Consider the following 21,004-nt stretch of genomic DNA (forward strand, 5'->3'; position numbering starts at 1 on the left):
GAACACGATGAGCACGTCCCCCAACAAGTACGTCGAGGCGCTGCGGTCGTCCCTGAAGGAGATCGAGCGGCTGCGCAAGCAGAACGAGCAGCTGGTCGCCTCGGCCGCGGAGCCGATCGCCGTCGTCGGCATCGGCTGTCGCTTCCCCGGCGGCGTCGCCTCCCCCGAGGACCTGTGGGAGCTCGTCGCCCAGGGCCGCGACGTCATCGGCCCGTTCCCGACCGACCGCGGCTGGGACCTGGACCGGCTGGCGGGCGGCGGCGAGGGCAGCAGCCTCGCCCAGGTCGGCGGCTTCCTTCAGGACGCCGCCGGGTTCGACGCCGGGTTCTTCGGCATCTCGCCCCGCGAGGCCGTCGCCATGGACCCGCAGCAGCGCATCCTCCTGGAGATCGCCTGGGAGGCCCTGGAGCGGGCCGGCATCGACCCCTCCACGCTGCGCGGCAGCCGCACGGGGGTGTTCATGGGCACCACGGGCCAGGACTACGCGGAGGTCATCAAATCGTCCGACGAGGACGCCGAGGTGTACTCCACCACCGGCCACGCCGCCAGCGTGATCTCCGGCCGGCTCTCCTACTTCCTGGGCGCCGAGGGCCCGGCGGTCACCGTCGACACCGGCTGCTCCTCGTCGCTCGTCTCCCTGCACCTGGCCGTGCAGGCCCTGCGGGGCGGCGAATGCTCCCTGGCCCTGGCGGGCGGCGCCTCCGTCATGGCGACGCCCCACCCGTTCGTCGCGTTCACCTCGCAGAGCGGACTGGCCGCCGACGGCCGCTGCAAGCCGTTCTCCGGCGACGCCGACGGCACCGGCTGGGCCGAGGGCGCCGGCCTGTTCATCCTGATGCGGCTGTCCGACGCCCAGCGCGAGGGCCGCCCGGTCCTCGCCGTGCTGCGCGGCTCCGCCATCAACCAGGACGGCGCCTCCAACGGCCTCACCGCCCCCAACGGCCCGTCCCAGCAGCGCGTCATCCGCGCCGCCCTGGACAGCGCGCACCTGACCGGCGCGGACGTCGACGCGGTCGAGGCGCACGGCACCGGCACCACCCTCGGCGACCCGATCGAGGCACAGGCGCTGCTCGCCACCTACGGCCAGGACCGCGGACGGCCGCTGTGGCTCGGCTCCGTCAAGTCGAACATCGGGCACGCCCAGGCCGCCTCCGGCGCCGCCGGCGTGATCAAGATGATCATGGCGATCCAGCACGGCGTCCTGCCCCGGAGCCTCCACTCCGACCGGCCGACCAGCAACGTCGACTGGACCGCCGGCGCGGTCGAACTCCTCCACCGCGCCGTCGACTGGCCCGAGAGCGGCCGCGCCCGCCGGGCCGGTGTCTCCTCCTTCGGCATCAGCGGCACCAACGCCCACCTCATCCTCGAACAGGCCCCCACCGCTCCCGAGCGCCCCGCCCCGGACCCCGCCGTCCGCCCCGCGCTCGTCCCATGGACCCTGTCCGGCCGTACCGCCGCCGCGCTCGACGCCCAGCGCGAGCGCCTCGCCGCCCACCTCGCGGCCCACCCGGGCGCCGATCCGCTCGACATCGGCTTCGCGCTCGCCGACGGACGCGCCACCTTCGAGCACCGCGCCGTCCTGCTCTGCGACGGCACCGACACCTCGGGCGCCACCGAGATCGCCCACGGCTCGGTCGACGACGGCGCCTGTGCCCTCCTGTTCTCCGGCCAGGGCTCCCAGCGCCTCGGCATGGGCCGCGAACTGCACGCCCGCTTCCCGGTGTTCGCCGAGGCCTTCGACGAGATCGCCGCCCTCGTCGACCGCCACACCGACCGCCCGCTGCGCGAGGTCGTCTGGGGCTCCGACGCCGAACTCCTCAGCGAGACCGGCTGGACCCAGCCCGCGCTGTTCGCCGTCGAGGTCGCCCTCTACCGCCTCGTCTCCTCCCTGGGTGTCACCCCCGACTACGTCGGCGGCCACTCCATCGGTGAGATCGCCGCCGCGCATGTCGCCGGGGTGCTGTCGCTTCAGGACGCGTGCACGCTGGTCGCCGCCCGCGCCCGCCTGATGCAGGAGCTGCCGCGGGGCGGTGCGATGCTCGCGGTGCGCGCCACCGAGGAAGAGGTGCTCCCGCATCTGACGGAGCGGGTCTCGATCGCCGCGGTCAACGGGCCGTCGTCGGTGGTCGTCGCCGGCGACGAGGACGAAGTCGCCGCGATCGCCGCCCACTTCGAGGCGCAGGACCGCAGGACCACCCGGCTGCGGGTCAGCCACGCCTTCCACTCGCCGCTCATGGACCCGATGCTGGAGGAGTTCCGGGGCGTCGCGCGGGGCCTCACCTACCACGAGCCGCGCATCCCGGTCGTCTCCAACCTGACCGGCACCATGGCCGACCCCGCCGACCTGTGCACCGCCGACTACTGGGTCCGCCACGTCCGCGAGGCCGTCCGCTTCGCCGACGGCGTCACCGCCCTCGCCGGCCGCGGCGTCACCACCCTCCTCGAAGTCGGCCCCGACGGTGTGCTGTCCGCGATGGCGCAGGAGTCGCTGCCCGAGGGCACCACCGCCGTCCCGCTGCTGCGCAAGGACCGTCCCGAGGAGGAGTCCGCCCTCACCGGACTCGCCCGGGTGCACGTCCGCGGCCTCACCGTCCGCTGGGCCGGCCTCTTCGACACCACCGGCGCCCAGCGCGCCGACCTGCCCACCTACCCCTTCCAGAACCAGCGGTTCTGGCCGGCCGCGGGCCGCGCTGCCCAGGACGTCGCCGCCGCCGGACTCGGCTCCGCCGACCACCCGCTGCTCGGCGCGGCCGTCGAACTCGCCGACGACGAAGGGTTCCTGTTCACCAGCAGGCTCTCCGTCCACTCCCACCCCTGGCTCGCCGACCACGGCGTCCAGGGGCGCGCCCTGCTGCCCGGCACCGCCTTCGTCGAACTCGCCATCCGCGCGGGCGACGAGGCCGGCTGCGACCGCGTCGAGGAACTCACCCTCGCCGCCCCGCTGGTGCTCCCCGAACGCGGCGCCGTCCAGCTCCAGGTCCGGGTGGGCGCCCCCGACCCCGCGGGCCGCCGCCCGCTCGGCATCTTCTCCCGTGTCGAGGACGGCTTCGACCTGCCCTGGTCGCAGCACGCCACCGGCGTCCTCACTACCGGCGCCGGCGCCCCGGACGCCGCCTTCGACGCCACCGTGTGGCCGCCCGCCGGCGCCGAGCAGGTCGACCTCGACGGCTGCTACGAGCGCCTCGCCGGCCTCGGCTTCGACTACGGGCCCGCCTTCCGGGGCCTGCGCGCCGCCTGGCGCCGCGGCACCGACGTGTTCGCCGAGGTCGCCGTCCCCGAGAACGCCGGTACCGACCCCGCCGACTTCGGCCTGCACCCCGCGCTCCTCGACGCCGCCCAGCACTCCGCCGCCTACACCGACCTCGGCGCCATCAGCCGGGGCGGGCTGCCGTTCGCCTGGCAGGGCGTGCACCTCGCCGCCTCCGGCGCCACCACCGTCCGCGCCCGGATCACCTCCGCGGGCGAGGACACCGTCTCCATCGCCGTGTACGACACCGCGGGCGACACCGTCCTGTCCGTGGACTCCCTGGTCTCCCGCGCCGTCCCCAAGGACACCCCCGGCACCGCCGGGGCCGTCCACCGCGACTCCCTCTTCCACGTCGAGTGGACCCCGCTGCGGAGCCTGCCCGGGCAGCCCCCGGAGACCGTCGCCCTCGTCGGCGCCGACCCGGCCGGCCTCGCCGACACGCTGCGCGCCACTGGCGTCCGGGTCGCCTCCCACCCCGACCTGGCCGCGCTGGCCGCGGACACCGCCCCGGTGCCCGAGACCGTGCTCACCGCCCTGCCCGGCGCCCCGGACACCCCGGCCGCCGACGCCGCCCACACCACCACCGCCGCCGTACTCGGCCTGGCCCAGCACTGGCTGACGGAGGACCGGTTCGCCGACGCCCGGCTCGTCCTCGTCACCCGCGACGCCACCGCGGGTCGTGACCTCCCGGCCGCCGCGGCCGCCGGTCTGATCCGCACCGCCCGCACCGAGAACCCCGGCCGCTTCGCCCTCCTCGACCTCGGCACCGACACCCCCGCCGCCCCCGCCGCCCTGGTGACGGCCCTGGCCGCCGCGTACGACGAACCCGACCTCGCCGTACGCGGCTCCGACGTGCTCACCGCCCGGCTGGCCCGGGTGCCCGCGCCCGACACCCCCGCCGACTGGAACCCGGACGGCACCGTCCTGATCACCGGCGGCACCGGCGGACTCGGCGGCGTCCTCGCCCGCCACCTCGTCACCGAACGCGGCGTCCGCCACCTGCTGCTCGCCAGCCGCCGCGGCCCGGACGCCGACGGCGCCCGCTCCCTCGTCGACGAACTCACCGGACTCGGCGCCCTGGTCGACGTCGCCGCCTGCGACGTCACCGACCGGGACGCGCTCACCGCCCTCCTCGCCCGGGTGCCCGCAGCGCACCCGCTGAGCGCCGTCGTGCACACCGCCGGCGTGGTCGACGACGGCGTCATCGGCTCCCTCACCCCCGAGCGCCTCGACCCCGTGCTGCGCCCCAAGGCCGACGCCGCCTGGCACCTGCACGAGCTCACCCGGGACCTGGACCTCGACGCGTTCGTCCTCTTCTCGTCCGTCGCCGCCACCCTCGGCAGCCCCGGACAGGGCAACTACGCGGCCGGCAACGCCTTCCTGGACGCCCTCGCCGCCCACCGCCACGCCCTCGGCCTGCCCGCCACCTCCCTCGCCTGGGGCCCCTGGACCCAGAGCGTCGGCATGACCAGCACGCTGTCCGACATCGACGTCGAGCGCATCGCACGCTCCGGCATGCCCCCGCTCACCGTCGAGCAGGGCCTCGCCCTCTTCGACGCGGCCCTCGCCACCGGCGGCCCCGCCCTCCTGCCGGTCCGCCTCGATCTGGCCGTGCTGCGCACCCAGGGCGAGATCGCGCCGCTGCTGCGCGGACTGATCCGCACCACCGTGCGCCGCGCCGCCGCCCAGGTGTCGGTGACCGCCGACAGCCTCGCCCAGCGACTGGCCGGCCTGGACGCCGACGCCCGTCGCGAGACCCTCCTCGCCCTGGTCCGCACCCAGATCGCCCAGGTCCTCGGCCACGCCGACGCCGACCAGGTGGAGGCGGCCCGCCAGTTCCAGGACCTCGGCTTCGACTCGCTGACCGCGGTCGAACTGCGTAACGGCCTCAACGCCGCCACCGGTCTGCGCCTGCCCGCGACCATGGTGTTCGACTACCCGACGCCGAACGCGCTCGCCGCCCACCTGCGCGACGAACTCCTCGGCGCCGGCGACGACACACCCCTGCCCGCCCCCGTCGGCGCCCTCCCGGCCACCATCGACGACCCGATCGTCATCGTCGGCATGGCGTGCCGCTACCCGGGCGGCGTCACCTCGCCCGAGGATCTGTGGCGCCTGGTCAGCGAGGGCGCCGACGCGACCGGCCCGTTCCCCGTCAACCGCGGCTGGGACGTCGACAACCTCTACGACCCGGAGCCCGACCGCCCCGGACACACCTACGTGCGCGCCGGCGGGTTCCTGCACGACGCCGGCTCGTTCGACGCCGACTTCTTCGGCATGAGCCCGCGCGAGGCACTCTCCACCGACTCCCAGCAGCGCCTGCTGCTCGAACTGTCCTGGGAGGCCGTCGAGCGGGCCGGCATCGACCCGCTCAGCCTCCGCGGCAGCCGCACCGGGGTCTTCGCCGGCGTCATGTACAACGACTACGGCACCCTCCTCACCGGCGACGAGTACGAGGCCTTCCGCGGCAACGGCAGCGCCCCCAGCGTCGCCTCCGGCCGAGTCTCGTACACCCTGGGCCTGGAGGGCCCCGCCGTCACCGTCGACACCGCCTGCTCCTCCTCCCTCGTCGGCATGCACCTCGCCGCCCAGGCGCTGCGCACGGGGGAGTGCACGCTCGCCCTGGCCGGCGGTGTCACCGTCATGTCGACGCCCAGCACCTTCGTCGACTTCTCCCGCCAGCGGGGCCTCGCCGCGGACGGCCGCTCCAAGGCGTTCGCCGAGGCCGCCGACGGCGTCGCCTGGTCCGAGGGCGTCGGCATGCTCGTCCTGGAGCGCCGGTCCGACGCGATCCGCAACGGACACGAGATCCTCGCCGTGCTGCGTGGCTCCGCCGTCAACCAGGACGGCGCCTCCAACGGTCTGACGGCTCCGAATGGTCCCTCGCAGCAGCGTGTCATCCGCCAGGCGCTGGCCAGCGGTGGACTCTCGACCGGTGACGTGGACGTCGTCGAGGCGCACGGCACGGGTACGACGCTGGGCGACCCCATCGAGGCCCAGGCGCTCATCGCCACCTACGGCCGCGACCGCGACCCCGAGCGGCCCCTGTGGCTCGGCTCGGTGAAGTCCAACATCGGCCACACCCAGGCCGCCGCGGGCGTCGCCGGCGTCATCAAGATGATCATGTCGATGCGGCACGGTGTGCTCCCGCGGACCCTGCACGTGGACGCCCCGTCCTCGCACGTCGACTGGAGCGCCGGCACCGTCGAACTGCTCACCGAGCAGACCGAATGGCCCGAGACGGACCGCGTGCGCCGCGCCGGTGTCTCCTCCTTCGGCATCAGCGGCACCAACGCCCACGTCATCATCGAGCAGCCGGCCGCCACCCCGGCCCCGGCCGCCTCGAGCGGCCCCGCCGAGGAACTCCCGGCCGCCCCCTGGCCGCTGTCCGCCAAGACCCCCGAGGCCCTGCGCGACCAGGCCGCCCGGCTGCTCGCCCATGTCGAGACCCACCCCGAGGCCCGCCCCGCCGACATCGCGTACTCCCTGCTCACCAGCCGCTCCGTCTTCGACCACCGCGCCGTCGTCACCGGCGCCGACCGCACCGAGGCGCTGCGCGCCCTCGCGGCCCTCGCCGCCGGGACCGACGACAGCGCGGTGCTGACCGGCACCGCCCACGGCGGCCGCACCGCGTTCCTGTTCTCCGGCCAGGGCTCGCAGCGGTTGGGGATGGGCCGTGAGCTGTACGGCCGGTTCCCGGTGTTCGCCGAGACCCTGGACGCCGTACTGGCGCTCCTGGACGGCGAGTTGGACGGTTCGCTGCGGGAGCTGATGTGGGGTGGGGACGCCGGCCTGCTGAACGAGACCGGGTGGACCCAGCCCGCGCTGTTCGCCGTCGAGGTCGCTCTCTACCGCCTGGTGGAATCGTGGGGTGTGCGACCGGACTTCGTGGCCGGCCACTCCATCGGCGAGATCGCCACCGCGCACGTCGCCGGGGTGCTCTCCCTGGAGGACGCCTGCCGTCTCGTCGCCGCCCGCGCGGCCCTCATGCAGGCACTGCCCGAGGGCGGCGCCATGATCGCCGTGGAGGCCACCGAGGACGAGGTCCTCCCGCTTCTCACCGACGACGTCTCCATCGCCGCCGTCAACGGACCGTCGTCCGTGGTCGTCTCCGGAGCCGAGGACGCCGCCCTGGCGATCGCCGGGCACTTCACCGAGCAGGGACGGCGCACCAGCCGGCTGCGCGTCAGCCACGCTTTCCACTCGCCGCTGATGACCCCGATGCTCGACGAGTTCCGGGAGGTGGTCGAAGGGCTGGCGTTCGCGGCGCCGGTGATTCCGGTGGTGTCGAACCTGACCGGCACTCTCGCCACGGCCGAGGAGCTGTGCTCGGCCGACTACTGGGTGCGTCACGTCCGCGAGGCCGTCCGGTTCGCCGACTGCGTCGGCACCCTCGGCGAGCACGGCGTCACCACCTTCGTCGAACTCGGCCCCGACGGCGTGCTCTCCGCCATGGCACAGCAGTCCGCCACCGAGGGCGCCGTCACCGTGCCGCTGCTGCGCAAGGACCGGGACGAGGAGCAGTCCCTCGTCACCGCCCTGTGCCGGCTGCACGTCCTCGGCATCGACGCCGACTGGACGACCGCGTTCACCGGCGGCGGGGTCGCCCGCGTCGATCTGCCGACCTACGCCTTCCAGCACCGCTGGTTCTGGCCCACGGCCCGAGCGGCGCATCCGCACGACATGCGCGCCGCCGGACTCGGCGCCGCCTCCCACCCGCTGCTCGGCGCCGCCGTGGAACTTCCCGGCGGTGAGGGCGTGTTGCTCACCGGTCGGCTGTCGCTTCAGTCCCACCCCTGGCTCGCCGACCACGCCGTCATGGGCACCGTCCTGCTGCCGGGCACCGCATTCCTGGATCTTGCGATCCGTGCGGGTGACGAGGTCGGCAGCGACCGGGTCGAGGAACTCACCCTCGCCGCGCCGCTGAACCTGCCGCAGGACGGCGCCGTTCTGCTCCAGGTTCGTGTGGGTGGCGCTGATGATGGTGGTCGGCGCGCCATTACGGTGCACGCCCGTCCCGAGGACGCCACCGACGGGGCCTGGACGCTGCACGCCGCCGGCACCCTGTCCGACACCGCCCTCGCAGGCACCGCCCTCGACACCAGTGTGTGGCCGCCTGCCGGCGCGGAGGCCGTTGACGCCGAGGGCTGCTACGAGCGTTTCGCCGCCCGTGGCTTTGCCTACGGTCCGCTCTTCCAGGGCCTGACGGCGGCCTGGAGCGCCGGTGAGGCGCTGTATGCCGAGGTCTCGCTGCCCGAGGAGGGCATCGAGGACGCGGCCGGTTTCGCCGTACACCCCGCGCTGCTCGACGCCGCCCTGCACCCCGCGTTGCTCACCGATGACGACGGTGGTCTTCCGTTCTCGTGGGAGGGCGTCAGCCTGGATGCTTCGGGTGCGACGGCGCTGCGCGTGCGTCTTGCCCCGGTGGCGGAGAACGCGCTGTCCGTGACGGCGGTGGACCCGGCCGGCCGGCCTGTGGTCTCCGTCGCGCGGCTGCTTGCGCGCCCGGTCGACGCCGACCAGTTGACCGGCGGTGCCGGACACCTGCGTGATGCGTTGTTCCGGCTGGAGTGGACCCCGGTCCCGCTGCCGGAGGGGGCTGGTTCCGCGGGTGTTGCCCTGCTCGGTTCGGACACCGACGGCCTGGCGGAAGCTCTCGGCGACGGCGCGGTCCAGTACGCGACGCTCGCCGATCTGCTGGCGGCCGACGCGCCGGTACCCGGTGCTGTATTGGTTCCGTTGACCGCCGGTTTCGACGTCGATGACACGCCGGGTTCCGTGCACGTGCGGACCGCTGCGGTTCTGGCCCTGCTTCAGGAGTGGTTGGCGGAGGACCGGTTCAGCGGTTCCCGTCTGGTGCTTGTGACCCGGGGCGCTGTCGCTACTGACGATGCCCCGGTGACCGACCTTGCCGCCGCTGCCGTGTTGGGCCTGGTCCGTTCCGCGCAGACGGAGAACCCCGGCGCCTTCGGGTTGGTCGACCTCGACGATGCCTCTGACTCCGTCCTTACGCGCGCGCTGGCCCTGGACGAGCCGCAGCTCGCGCTGCGTGGCGGTCGTGCCCTTGCCGCCCGCCTGACCCGTGCCACCGCCGACCCCGCAGCCGAGGCCGTGTGGTCGTCGGAGGGGACGGTACTGGTGACGGGTGGTACCGGTGGTCTCGGTGGTCTGGTGGCCCGTCACCTGGTCGCGGAGCGGGGGGTGCGGCGTCTGCTGCTGACCAGTCGTTCCGGTCTCGCTGCCGCACGCGCCGGTGAGTTGGTGGCGGAGCTGGAGGGGCTGGGTGCCGTGGTTTCGGTGGTGGCGTGTGATGTCGCCGACCGGGACGCGGTGGCCGCGCTGGTCGCGGAGCACCCGCTCACCGCGGTGGTGCACACGGCGGGCGTCCTCGATGACGGTGTGCTCGGCTCGCTGACCGGCGAGCGGCTTGCCACGGTGTTGAGGCCCAAGGTGGACGGCGCGTGGAACCTGCATGAGGCGACACGTCACCTGGATCTGGACGCGTTCGTGGTCTTCTCGTCCGTCGCCGGTGTGTTCGGTGGCGCCGGCCAGGCCAACTACGCGGCCGGTAACGCTTTCCTGGACGCTCTCGCCGCTCACCGCCAGTCCCTCGGCCTGCCCGCCGTCTCCCTTGCGTGGGGTCCCTGGCAGCAGGGCGCGGGGATGACGGCCGGGCTGGATGAGCGTGACGTTCGTCGGGCTGCCGAGTCCGGGATGCCGCTCATCACCGTCGAGCAGGGTCTGGCCCTCTTCGACGCCGCTCTCACCACTGGTGAGGCTGCCGTGGTGACCAGCCGCTTGGACCTTGCTGGCTTCCGCGGTCGGCCGGAGATCCCGGCCTTGCTGCGTGGGCTGATCCGCACGCCTGTGCGTCGTGCCGCCGCGACCGGGGCCGCCGAGGGCGCGGACGCCGGACTGGTCCAGCGGCTGGCCCGGCTCGACCGGGAGCAGCGCCACGAGGTGCTGCTCGACCTGGTGCGTGCGAGCGCAGCCCTGGTCCTCGGCCATGCCGCCGGTTCCGACATCGACGCCGACCGTGCCTTCCGTGATCTCGGCTTCGACTCCCTCACCGCGGTCGAACTCCGCAACCGTCTGCGCACCGCCACCGGTCTGCGCCTGTCGGCCACCATGGTCTTCGACCATCCCACGCTGTCCGCGCTCGCCGACCATCTGCTCACCGAGTTGTTCGGTGCCGAGACCGAGACGCTTACCCCCGTCACGCTGCTGCCGTCGACGGAAGACGACCCGATCGTGATCGTGGGCATGGCCTGCCGCTTCCCGGGCGACGTCGCCTCGCCCGAGGACCTGTGGCGCTTGGTCAGCGAGGGTACGGACGCCATCTCCGACTTCCCGGCCAACCGCGGTTGGAACGTGGACAGCCTCTACCACCCGGACCCCGAACACACCGGCACCTCGTACACCCGCTCCGGCGGATTCCTGCACGACGCGGGCGACTTCGACGCCGACTTCTTCGGCATGAGCCCCCGCGAGGCGCTTGCGACGGACTCGCAGCAGCGCCTGCTGCTGGAGACCTCCTGGGAGGCGATCGAGCGGGCCGGTATCGACCCGCACAGCCTCCGTGACAGCCGCACCGGCGTCTTCGCCGGCGTCATGTACCACGACTACGGCAGCCTCCTGGGCGGCAAGGAGTTCGAGGGCTTCCAGGGCCAGGGCAGCGCGGGCAGCGTCGCTTCCGGCCGGGTCTCGTACACCTTCGGCTTCGAGGGCCCGGCCGTCACCGTCGACACCGCCTGCTCATCCTCCCTGGTCGCCCTGCACTGGGCCGCCCAGGCACTGCGGTCCGGCGAGTGTTCACTCGCCCTGGCCGGTGGCGTGACCGTCATGTCGACGCCCAGCACGTTCATCGAGTTCTCCCGCCAGCGGGGTCTCGCTCCCGACGGCCGCTCCAAGGCGTTCGCCGAGTCGGCGGACGGCGTCGGCTGGTCGGAGGGCGTCGGCATGCTCCTGCTGGAGCGGCAGTCGGACGCGATCCGCGACGGTCATCAGATCCTCGCGGTCGTCCGTGGCTCCGCCGTCAACCAGGACGGTGCCTCGAATGGTCTGACGGCCCCCAACGGTCCGTCGCAGCAGCGGGTGATCCGCCAGGCGCTCGCCAGCGGTGGACTCTCGACCGGCGACGTGGACGCCGTCGAGGCACACGGCACGGGTACGACGCTGGGTGACCCGATCGAGGCCCAGGCTCTGATCGCCACCTACGGCCAGAACCGTACCGACGAGCAGCCCCTGTGGCTCGGCTCGCTGAAGTCGAACATCGGTCACACGCAGGCCGCGGCCGGTGTCGCCGGTGTCATCAAGATGGTCATGGCGATGCGCCACGGCGTGCTGCCACGCACCCTGCACGTGGACGCCCCGTCGTCCCACGTCGACTGGAGCGCCGGCACCGTCGAGCTGCTCACCGAACAGGCCGAGTGGCCCGAGACGGACCGGGTGCGTCGCGCCGGTGTCTCCTCCTTCGGCATCAGCGGTACCAACGCCCACGTCATCCTGGAGCAGCCGGTCGCCGCTCCGGCACCGGAGACGGCCGGAGCGGACGGTGCCGAACCCGCCGTCGTCCCGCTGGTCCTCTCCGGTAAGTCCCCTGAGGCGCTGCGCGACCAGGCCGCCCGCCTGCTCGACACGGTCCGCGAGCGCACGGCGCTGCGCCCGCTCGACCTGGGCTGCTCGCTGGCGACCAGCCGTTCCGCGTTCGACCACCGCGCCGTCGTCCTGGCCACCGGCCCGGAGGATGCCCTCCGCGCCCTGACCGCCTTCGCCGACGGCGAGGCGGACTCCGCCGCCGTCACCGGCCGCACCCTCGCCGGACGCCGGGCGGTGTTGTTCTCGGGTCAGGGGTCGCAGCGGCTGGGGATGGGTCGTGAGTTGTATGGCCGGTTCCCGGTGTTCGCCGAGGCTCTGGATGCCGTACTGGCTGTCCTTGATGGTGAGTTGGGTGGTTCGCTGCGGGAGGTGATGTGGGGTGAGGACGCCGGTCTGTTGAACGAGACGGGGTGGACTCAGCCCGCTCTGTTCGCTGTTGAGGTGGCCCTCTACGGGCTGGTGGAGTCGTGGGGTGTGAGGCCGGACTTCGTGGCCGGTCACTCGATCGGTGAGATCGCCGCGGCGCACGTCGCCGGTGTCTTCTCGCTGGAGGACGCGGCCCGCCTGGTGGCCGCCCGTGGTCGTCTGATGCAGGCGCTGCCGGCCGGTGGCGCGATGGTCGCCGTCCAGGCCACCGAGGACGAGGTCCTCCCGTACCTCATCGGCGACGTCTCCATCGCCGCCGTCAACGGGCCTATGTCGGTGGTCGTCTCGGGTGAGGAGGGTGCCGCGCTGGAGGTCGCGGCGCGGTTCGAGGCGGAGGGCCGTAAGGCGACGATGCTGCGGGTGTCGCACGCGTTCCACTCGCCGTTGATGGATCCGATGCTGGACGAGTTCCGGGCGGTGGCCGAGGGGTTGTCGTACGCCGCTCCGGTGATTCCGGTGGTGTCGAACCTGACGGGTTCCCTGGCCTCGGCGGAGGAGTTGTGCTCGGCCGAGTACTGGGTGCGTCATGTCCGTGAGGCGGTCCGCTTCGCCGACGGGGTGGGCACGCTCGAGGAACGGGGTGTGACCACGTTCCTGGAGCTGGGCCCGGACGGGGTCCTCTCCGCGATGGCGCAGGAGTCGCTGACCGGCGACGAGACCGTCACTATCCCGCTGCTGCGCAAGGACCGCGACGAAGAGACCGCTGCCCTGACCGCCCTCGCCGCCCTGCACACGGCGGGCCTGCGGCTCGACTGGAACGCCTTCTTCGCCGGCACCGGCGCCACCCGCGTCGACCTGCCGACCTACGCCTTCCAGCGCACCACCTACTGGCCGAGCGGCACGCACTCCGCCGCCGCGGCCGTCGGCCTCACCGCCGCCGGACACCCGCTGCTCAACGGCTCGGTGGAGCTCGCTGAGGGCGAAGGCGTGCTCTTCACCGGTCGTCTCTCCCTTCCGTCGCACCCCTGGCTCGCCGACCACGCCGTCATGGGCACCGTCCTGCTGCCGGGCACCGCATTCCTGGATCTTGCGATCCGCGCGGGCGACGAGGTCGGCTGCGACCGGGTCGAGGAACTCACCCTCGCCGCGCCGCTGAACCTGCCGCAGGACGGCGCCGTTCTGCTCCAGGTTCGTGTGGGTGGCGCTGATGATGGTGGTCGGCGCGCCATCACGGTGCACGCCCGTCCCGAGGACGCCACCGACGGGGCCTGGACGCTGCACGCCGCCGGCACCCTGTCCGACACCGCCCTCGCAGGCACCGCCCTCGACACCACCGTGTGGCCGCCGGCCGGAGCGGAGGTCCTCGACACCGAGGGCTGCTACGAGCGCTTCGCCGCTCGTGGCTTTGCCTACGGTCCGCTCTTCCAGGGCCTGACGGCGGCCTGGAGCGCCGGTGACACGCTGTATGCCGAGGTCTCGCTGCCCGAGGGGGGCATCGAGGACGCGGCCGGTTTCGCCGTACACCCCGCCCTTCTCGACGCCGCCCTGCACCCCGCGTTGCTCACCGATGACGACGGTGGTCTTCCGTTCTCGTGGGAGGGCGTCAGCCTGCACGCCTCCGGTGCCACCGCGCTGCGCGTCCGTCTTGCTCCGGCGGGTGCGAATGCGATGTCCGTGAGCGCTGTCGACCCCGCCGGCCGGCCTGTGGTCTCCGTCGCCCGGCTGATTGCGCGCCCGGTCGACGCCGACCAGTTGACCAGCGACGCCGGTCAGTTGCGTGATGCGTTGTTCCGGCTGGAGTGGACCCCGGTTCCGCTGCCGGAGGGCGCTGGTTCCGCGGGCGTTGCCCTGCTGGGTCCGGACACGGACGCCCTCGCCGACGGCGTGGGCGATGGCGCTGTCCGGTATGCGACGCTCGCCGACCTGCTCGCGGCCGACGCGCCCGTTCCCGGTGCTGTTCTTGTTCCGCTGACGGCCGGTTTCGACGTCGATGACACGCCGGGCTCCGTGCACGCCCGGACCGCTGCGGTTCTGGCCCTGCTTCAGGAGTGGTTGGCGGAGGACCGGTTCAGCGGTTCCCGTTTGGTCGTCGTCACTCGGGGTGCCGTCTCCACTGACGACGCCCCGGTGACCGACCTTGCCGCCGCTGCCGTGTTGGGTCTGGTCCGTTCCGCGCAGACGGAGAACCCCGGCGCCTTCGGGTTGGTCGACCTTGACGGTGCCTCTGAATCGGTTCTCGCTCGCGCCCTGGCCCTGGACGAGCCGCAACTCGCGCTGCGCGGCGGCCGGGTTCTTGCCGCTCGCCTGACCCGCGCCACTGCCGATCCCGCAGCCGAGGCTATGTGGTCGCCGGAGGGAACGGTACTGGTGACGGGTGGTACCGGTGGTCTCGGTGGTCTGGTGGCCCGTCACCTGGTCGCGGAGCGGGGGGTGCGGCGTCTGCTGCTGACCAGCCGTTCCGGTCTGGGTGCCGCAGGCGCTGGTGAGTTGATGGCGGAGCTGGAGGAGCTGGGTGCCGAGGTCTCGGTGGTGGAGTGTGACGTCGCCGACCGGGACGCGGTGGCCGCGCTGGTCGCGGAGCACCCGCTCACCGCGGTCGTACACACCGCCGGTGTCCTCGACGACGGTGTTCTGAACTCGCTCACCAGCGAACGACTCGCCGCCGTGATGCGGCCCAAGGTGGACGGCGCCTGGAACCTCCACGAGGTGACACGTCACCTGGACCTGGACGCGTTCGTGGTCTTCTCGTCCGTCGCCGGTGTCTTCGGCGGTGCGGGCCAGGCCAACTACGCGGCCGGCAACGCCTTCCTGGACGCCCTCACCGCCCACCGCCAGTCCCTCGGCCTGCCCGCCATCTCCCTTGTGTGGGGTCCCTGGCAGCAGGGCGCGGGGATGACGGCCGGGCTCGACGAGCGTGACGTTCGCCGGGCTTCCGAGTCCGGGATGCCGCTCATCACGGTCGAGCAGGGTCTCGCCCTCTTCGACGCGGCCCTCACCATCGGCGAGGCCGCCGTGGTGACCAGCCGTCTGGACCTCGCCGCCTTCCGGGGCCGGCCCGAGATCCCGGCCTTGCTGCGCGGTCTGATCCGCACCCCTGTGCGTCGTGCCGCCGCGACGGGCGCCGCCGAGGGCGCGGACGCCGGACTCGTCCAGCGACTCGCCCGGCTCGACCGGGAGCAGCGCCACGAGGTCCTGCTCGACCTGGTGCGTGCAAGCGCAGCCCTGGTCCTCGGCCACGCCGCCGGTTCCGACATCGACGCCGACCGTGCCTTCCGTGATCTCGGCTTCGACTCCCTCACCGCGGTCGAACTCCGCAACCGTCTGCGCACCGCGACCGGTCTGCGCCTGTCGGCGACGGCGATCTTCGACCATCCCACGCTGTCCGCGCTCGCCGACCACTTGCTCACCGTGTTGTTCGGTGCCGAGGCCGGGACGCTTACCCCCGTCACGCTGCTGCCGTCGACGGACGACGATCCGATCGTGATCGTGGGCATGGCCTGCCGCTTCCCGGGCGACGTAGCCTCACCCGAGGATCTGTGGCGCCTGGTCAGCGAGGGTACGGACGCCATCTCCGACTTCCCGGCCAACCGCGGCTGGGACGTCGACTCCCTGTACGACCCGGACCCGGCCCACACCGGCACGTCGTACACCCGCTCCGGCGGATTCCTGCACGACGCCGCGGACTTCGACGCCGACTTCTTCGGCATGAGCCCGCGTGAGGCGATGGCCACCGACTCGCAGCAGCGCCTGCTGCTGGAGACCTCCTGGGAGGCCATTGAGCGGGCCGGTATCGACCCGCACAGCCTGCGCGGCAGCACGACCGGTGTGTTCGCCGGCGTCATGTACCACGACTACGGCAACCTGCTGGGCGGCGAGGAGTTCGAGGGCTTCCAGGGCAGCAGCGCGGGCAGCGTCGCTTCCGGCCGGGTCTCGTACACCTTCGGCTTCGAGGGGCCGGCCGTCACCGTCGACACCGCCTGCTCGTCCTCCCTGGTGGCCCTGCACTGGGCCGCCCAGGCACTGCGGTCGGGTGAGTGCTCGCTCGCCCTGGCGGGCGGTGTGACCGTGATGTCGACGCCCACCGCGTTCGTCGAGTTCTCCCGCCAGCGGGGTCTGTCGCCCGACGGCCGGTGCAAGGCGTTCTCGGACTCGGCGGACGGTGTCGGCTGGTCCGAGGGTGTCGGCATGCTCCTGCTGGAGCGGCAGTCCGATGCGATCCGCAACGGCCACCATGTTCTCGCCGTGGTCCGTGGCTCCGCCGTCAACCAGGACGGTGCGTCCAACGGCCTCACCGCCCCCAACGGCCCGTCCCAGCAGCGGGTGATCCGCCAGGCACTGGCCAGTGGCGGGCTCTCGACCGGCGATGTGGACGTCGTCGAGGCACACGGCACGGGTACGACGCTGGGTGACCCGATCGAGGCCCAGGCCCTGATCGCCACCTACGGCCAGAACCGCCCGGAGGACCGCCCCCTGCTGCTCGGCTCCGTGAAGTCCAACCTGGGCCACACGCAGGCCGCGGCCGGTGTCGCCGGTGTCATCAAGATGGTCATGGCGATGCGCCACGGCGTACTGCCCCGCACCCTCAACATCACCGAGCCGTCCTCGCACGTCGACTGGAGCGCCGGTGCCGTCGAGCTGCTCACCGAGCAGACCGAGTGGCCCGAGACGGAGCGGGTGCGCCGCGCCGGTGTCTCCTCCTTCGGCATCAGTGGTACCAACGCCCACGTCATCCTGGAGCAGCCGGCGAAGGTGATCCAGGGCATGGTGGTCGCCGCTTCGGTGCCGGAGGCGGACGTGGTGGAGCCCGCCGTGGTGCCGTGGATGCTGTCCGGCAGGTCGCCTGAGGCGCTGCGCGACCAAGCCGCCCGCCTGCTCACGCACGTCCGGCTGGCGCCCGGACTGCGCCCCGCCGACGTGGCGCTCTCCCTCGCGACCCAGCGTTCCCTGTTCGCCCACCGCGGCGTGGTGCTGGCCGCCGAGCACGAGGAGACGGTGCACGCCCTGGCCGCTCTCGCGTCCGGCGAGCCCCACCCCTCGGTTGCCACCGGCACCCCCACCTCGGGCCGTCGTGCGGCGCTGTTCTCGGGTCAGGGCTCGCAGCGGTTGGGGATGGGTCGTGAGTTGTATGGCCGGTTCCCGGTGTTCGCTGAGGCTCTGGATGCCGTTCTCGCCGTCCTGGATGGCGAGTTGGGTGGTTCGCTGGGGGAGGTGATGTGGGGTGAGGACGCCGGTCTGCTGAACGAGACGGGGTGGACTCAGCCCGCACTGTTCGCCGTTGAAGTCGCCCTCTACCGCCTCGTCGAGTCCTTCGGAGTGACGCCGGACTTCGTGGCGGGCCACTCCATCGGTGAGATCGCCGCCGCGCACGTCGCCGGTGTCTTCTCGCTGGAGGACGCGGCCCGCATGGTGGCTGCTCGTGGTCGTCTGATGCAGGCGTTGCCGGCCGGTGGCGCGATGGTCGCCGTCCAGGCCACCGAGGACGAGGTCACTCCGCACCTCACCGACGAGGTGTCGATCGCCGCACTCAACGGACCCGCGTCCGTGGTCGTTTCGGGCGTCGAAGGCGCCGTGCTGCAGCTGGCCGCGCGATTCGAGGCGGACGACCGCAAGACCACCCGCCTGCGGGTGTCCCACGCCTTCCACTCGCCCCTGATGGACCCGATGCTGGACGAGTTCCGCACAGTGGCCGAGGAGTTGTCGTACGCCACCCCGGTCATCCCGGTGGTGTCGAACCTGACCGGTTCCCTGGCCTCGGCGGAGGAGTTGTGCTCGCCCGAGTACTGGGTGCGCCACGTCCGTGAGGCGGTCCGCTTCGCCGACGGGGTGACCACGCTCGAAGAGCAGGGTGTGACCACGCTCCTGGAGCTGGGTCCCGACGGGGTCCTCTCCGCTATGACCCAGGAGTCGCTGACCGGCGACGAAGCCGTCACGATCCCGCTGCTGCGCAAGAACACGGCCGAGGAGCGCGCGGCCCTGGCTGCCCTCGGCCGGCTGCACGCCACCGGCACCCGCGTCGACTGGGCCGGGTTCCTGGCCCCCACCGGCGCCAGCCCCCTCGAACTGCCGACCTACGCCTTCCAGCACCGGCCCTTCTGGCCCGTCGCCAAGCGCGACGCCACGGACGTCAACTCCGTCGGCATCAGCGCGGCAGCCCACCCGCTGCTCAACGCGGTCGTCGAACTCGCCGAGGGCGAGGACCTCGTCTTCACCGGGCGCCTGTCGCTGCACTCGCACCCGTGGCTGGCCGACCACGCCGTCCACGGCACCGTCCTGCTGCCGGGCACGGCCCTCCTGGAGATGGCGGTCCGCGCGGGCGACGAGGTCGGCTGCGACCACGTCGAGGAGCTGACCCTGGCCGCCCCGCTGGTCCTCTCCGCGCAGGGCGCGGTCCGCACCCAGGTGCGGGTGGGCGTCGCGGACGCCGCCGGACGCCGTACCGTCACGGTCCACTCGCGCCCGGAGCAGTCCACCGACGCCCCCTGGACTCAGCACGCCACTGGCGTCCTCGCCACCGGGCTCCCGACGGCCGCCACGCCGTTCGACGCCACGGTGTGGCCGCCGGTGAACACCGAGCCCGTCGACCTGACCGGCTTCTACGAGGCACGCGAGGCCGAGGGCTTCGCCTACGGTCCCGCCTTCCAGGGCCTGCGGGCGGCCTGGCGCCGCGGCGACGAGGTGTTCGCGGAGATCGCGCTGCCGGACGGCGCACAGAAGGAAGCCGAGAGCTTCGGCCTCCACCCGGCGCTGCTCGACGCCGGCCTGCACGCCGCCTGGCTCGCGGCCCCGGCCGGTGACGGCACGACCGGCAGCGTCCCGTTCTCCTGGAACGGCGTCTCGCTGCTCGCCTCCGGTGCCTCGTCCGTCCGCGTCAGGCTCGGCCGCGACACTGACGGCACGCTGACGCTGGCCGTCGCCGACACCACCGGCGCCCCCGTGGCCGCCGTCCGGGCGCTCACCATGCGCGCCGTCTCCGCGGAGGCGCTCGGCTCCGCCGCGGCACTCGTCCGCGACTCCCTGTTCCGCCTCGACTGGACCCCGGTCACCGGAACCGCGGCCATCCCGGCGGAGGCCGCCGAGCCGACGGCGGAGATCGTCGGTGAGGATCCCTTCGGGCTCGTCGAGAGCCTGCGGGCGGCCGGCACCGGGATCGGCCGGCGCGCGTCCCTGACGGACGACGCCGAGCTGCCCGACCTGGTGCTGCTGCCCGTCGCCGCCCATGAGCACGAGGAGGGGGCCGACACCCCGGCCGTCACCCACGCCCTCACTCGGCACGTGCTGGAACTGGTGCGGACCCGGCTGGAGGACGAGCGTCACGCCGCCACGAGGTTCGTCTTCGTGACCCGGGGCGCGACCACCGGCCACGACCTGGCCGCCGCCGCGGTCTGGGGCCTGGTGCGCTCCGCGCAGTCCGAGAACCCCGGCCGCTTCCTCCTCGTCGACCTCGACGCCGAGCAGGACCTGCCCGTCCTCCCGGCCGCCGCGTTCGCCTCCGACGAGTCGCAGCTCGCGGTGCGCGGTGACGAACTCCGTGCCGCCCGTCTGGTCCGCCGTCCCGCCCCTGCCACCGAGGCCGTTTCGGCGTTCGGCGGGGAGGGTGCGGTGCTGGTCACGGGTGGTACCGGTGGTCTGGGTGCGGTGCTGGCGCGTCATCTGGTGGCCGAGCATGGGGTGCGTGATCTGGTTCTGGTCAGCCGTCGTGGTGGTGAGGCCGCGGGTGCGGTCGAGCTGGTGGCGGAGTTGGCGGAGTCGGGTGCGCGGGCCATGGTCGTGGCGTGTGATGTGACGGACCGTGCGGCGGTGGCCGAGCTGGTGGCCGCGCGTCCGGTGTCGGCGGTGGTGCACTGCGCCGGTGTGCTGGACGACGGCATGGTCGCGTCTCTCACGCCGGAGCGGCTGTCGGGTGTGCTGCGTCCGAAGGTGGACGCGGCCTGGAACCTGCACCAGGCCACGCGCGGTCTGGATCTGGACGCGTTCGTCGTGTTCTCGTCGGTCGCGGGTGTCTTCGGTAATGCGGGTCAGGCCAACTACGCGGCGGGCAATGCCTTCTTGGACGCCCTGATGGAGCACCGCCGGGCCGCGGGTCTGCCGGGTCTGTCGCTGGCCTGGGGCCCCTGGGAGCAGACCGGCACCGGCGGCATGACCGGCACGCTCTCCGAAGCGGAACTCGAGCGGCTCGCGGCCTCCGGAGTGCCCCCGCTCGCCGTCGAGCAGGGTCTGGCCCTCTTCGACGCCGCGCTGTCCACCGACGACGCCGCGCTCGTGCCCGTCCGGCTCGACCTGCCCGCCCTGCGCGGTCAGGGCGATGTGCCGCCGCTGCTCCGTTCGCTGATCCGGGGCAGCTCGCGCCGGGCGGCGGTCGCGGGCTCGGCGACGGCGACCGGTCTGCGCGACCGGCTCGCCGTCCTGGACGCGGTCGAACGTCGGGAAGTGCTCGTGGATCTCGTCCGCGGCCAGGTCGCCCTGGTGCTCGGCCACGCCGACGCCACAGCCGTCCACCCCACGCGCGCCTTCCGGGACCTCGGCTTCGACTCGCTCACCTCGGTCGAACTGCGCAACCGCCTGAACACGGTCACCGGACTGCGCCTGCCCGCCACGATGGTGTTCGACTACCCGACCGTCGAGGTCCTGGTCGACTTCCTCCTGGACGAGCTCCTCGGCACCGAGGTCGAGGCGGAGATCGTGCAGCGCGGCACGGCGGTCGTGGCGGACGACCCGATCGTCATCGTGGGCATGGCCTGCCGCTACCCCGGCGGGGTGGCCTCGCCCGAGGACCTGTGGCGCCTGGTCACCGAG

General features: G+C 73.2%; 1 protein-coding gene. It reads left to right on the plus strand.

Translation table 11 applies throughout. From position 1 onward, the window contains the following. Positions 1–7: 7 nt before the first annotated feature. The coding region (locus tag ACWEK3_RS36105; RefSeq protein ID WP_453251630.1) for an SDR family NAD(P)-dependent oxidoreductase at positions 8–21,004 on the plus strand (20,997 nt) is incomplete at its 3' end.

It is taken from the genome of Streptomyces sp. NPDC004721, assembly GCF_053601495.1.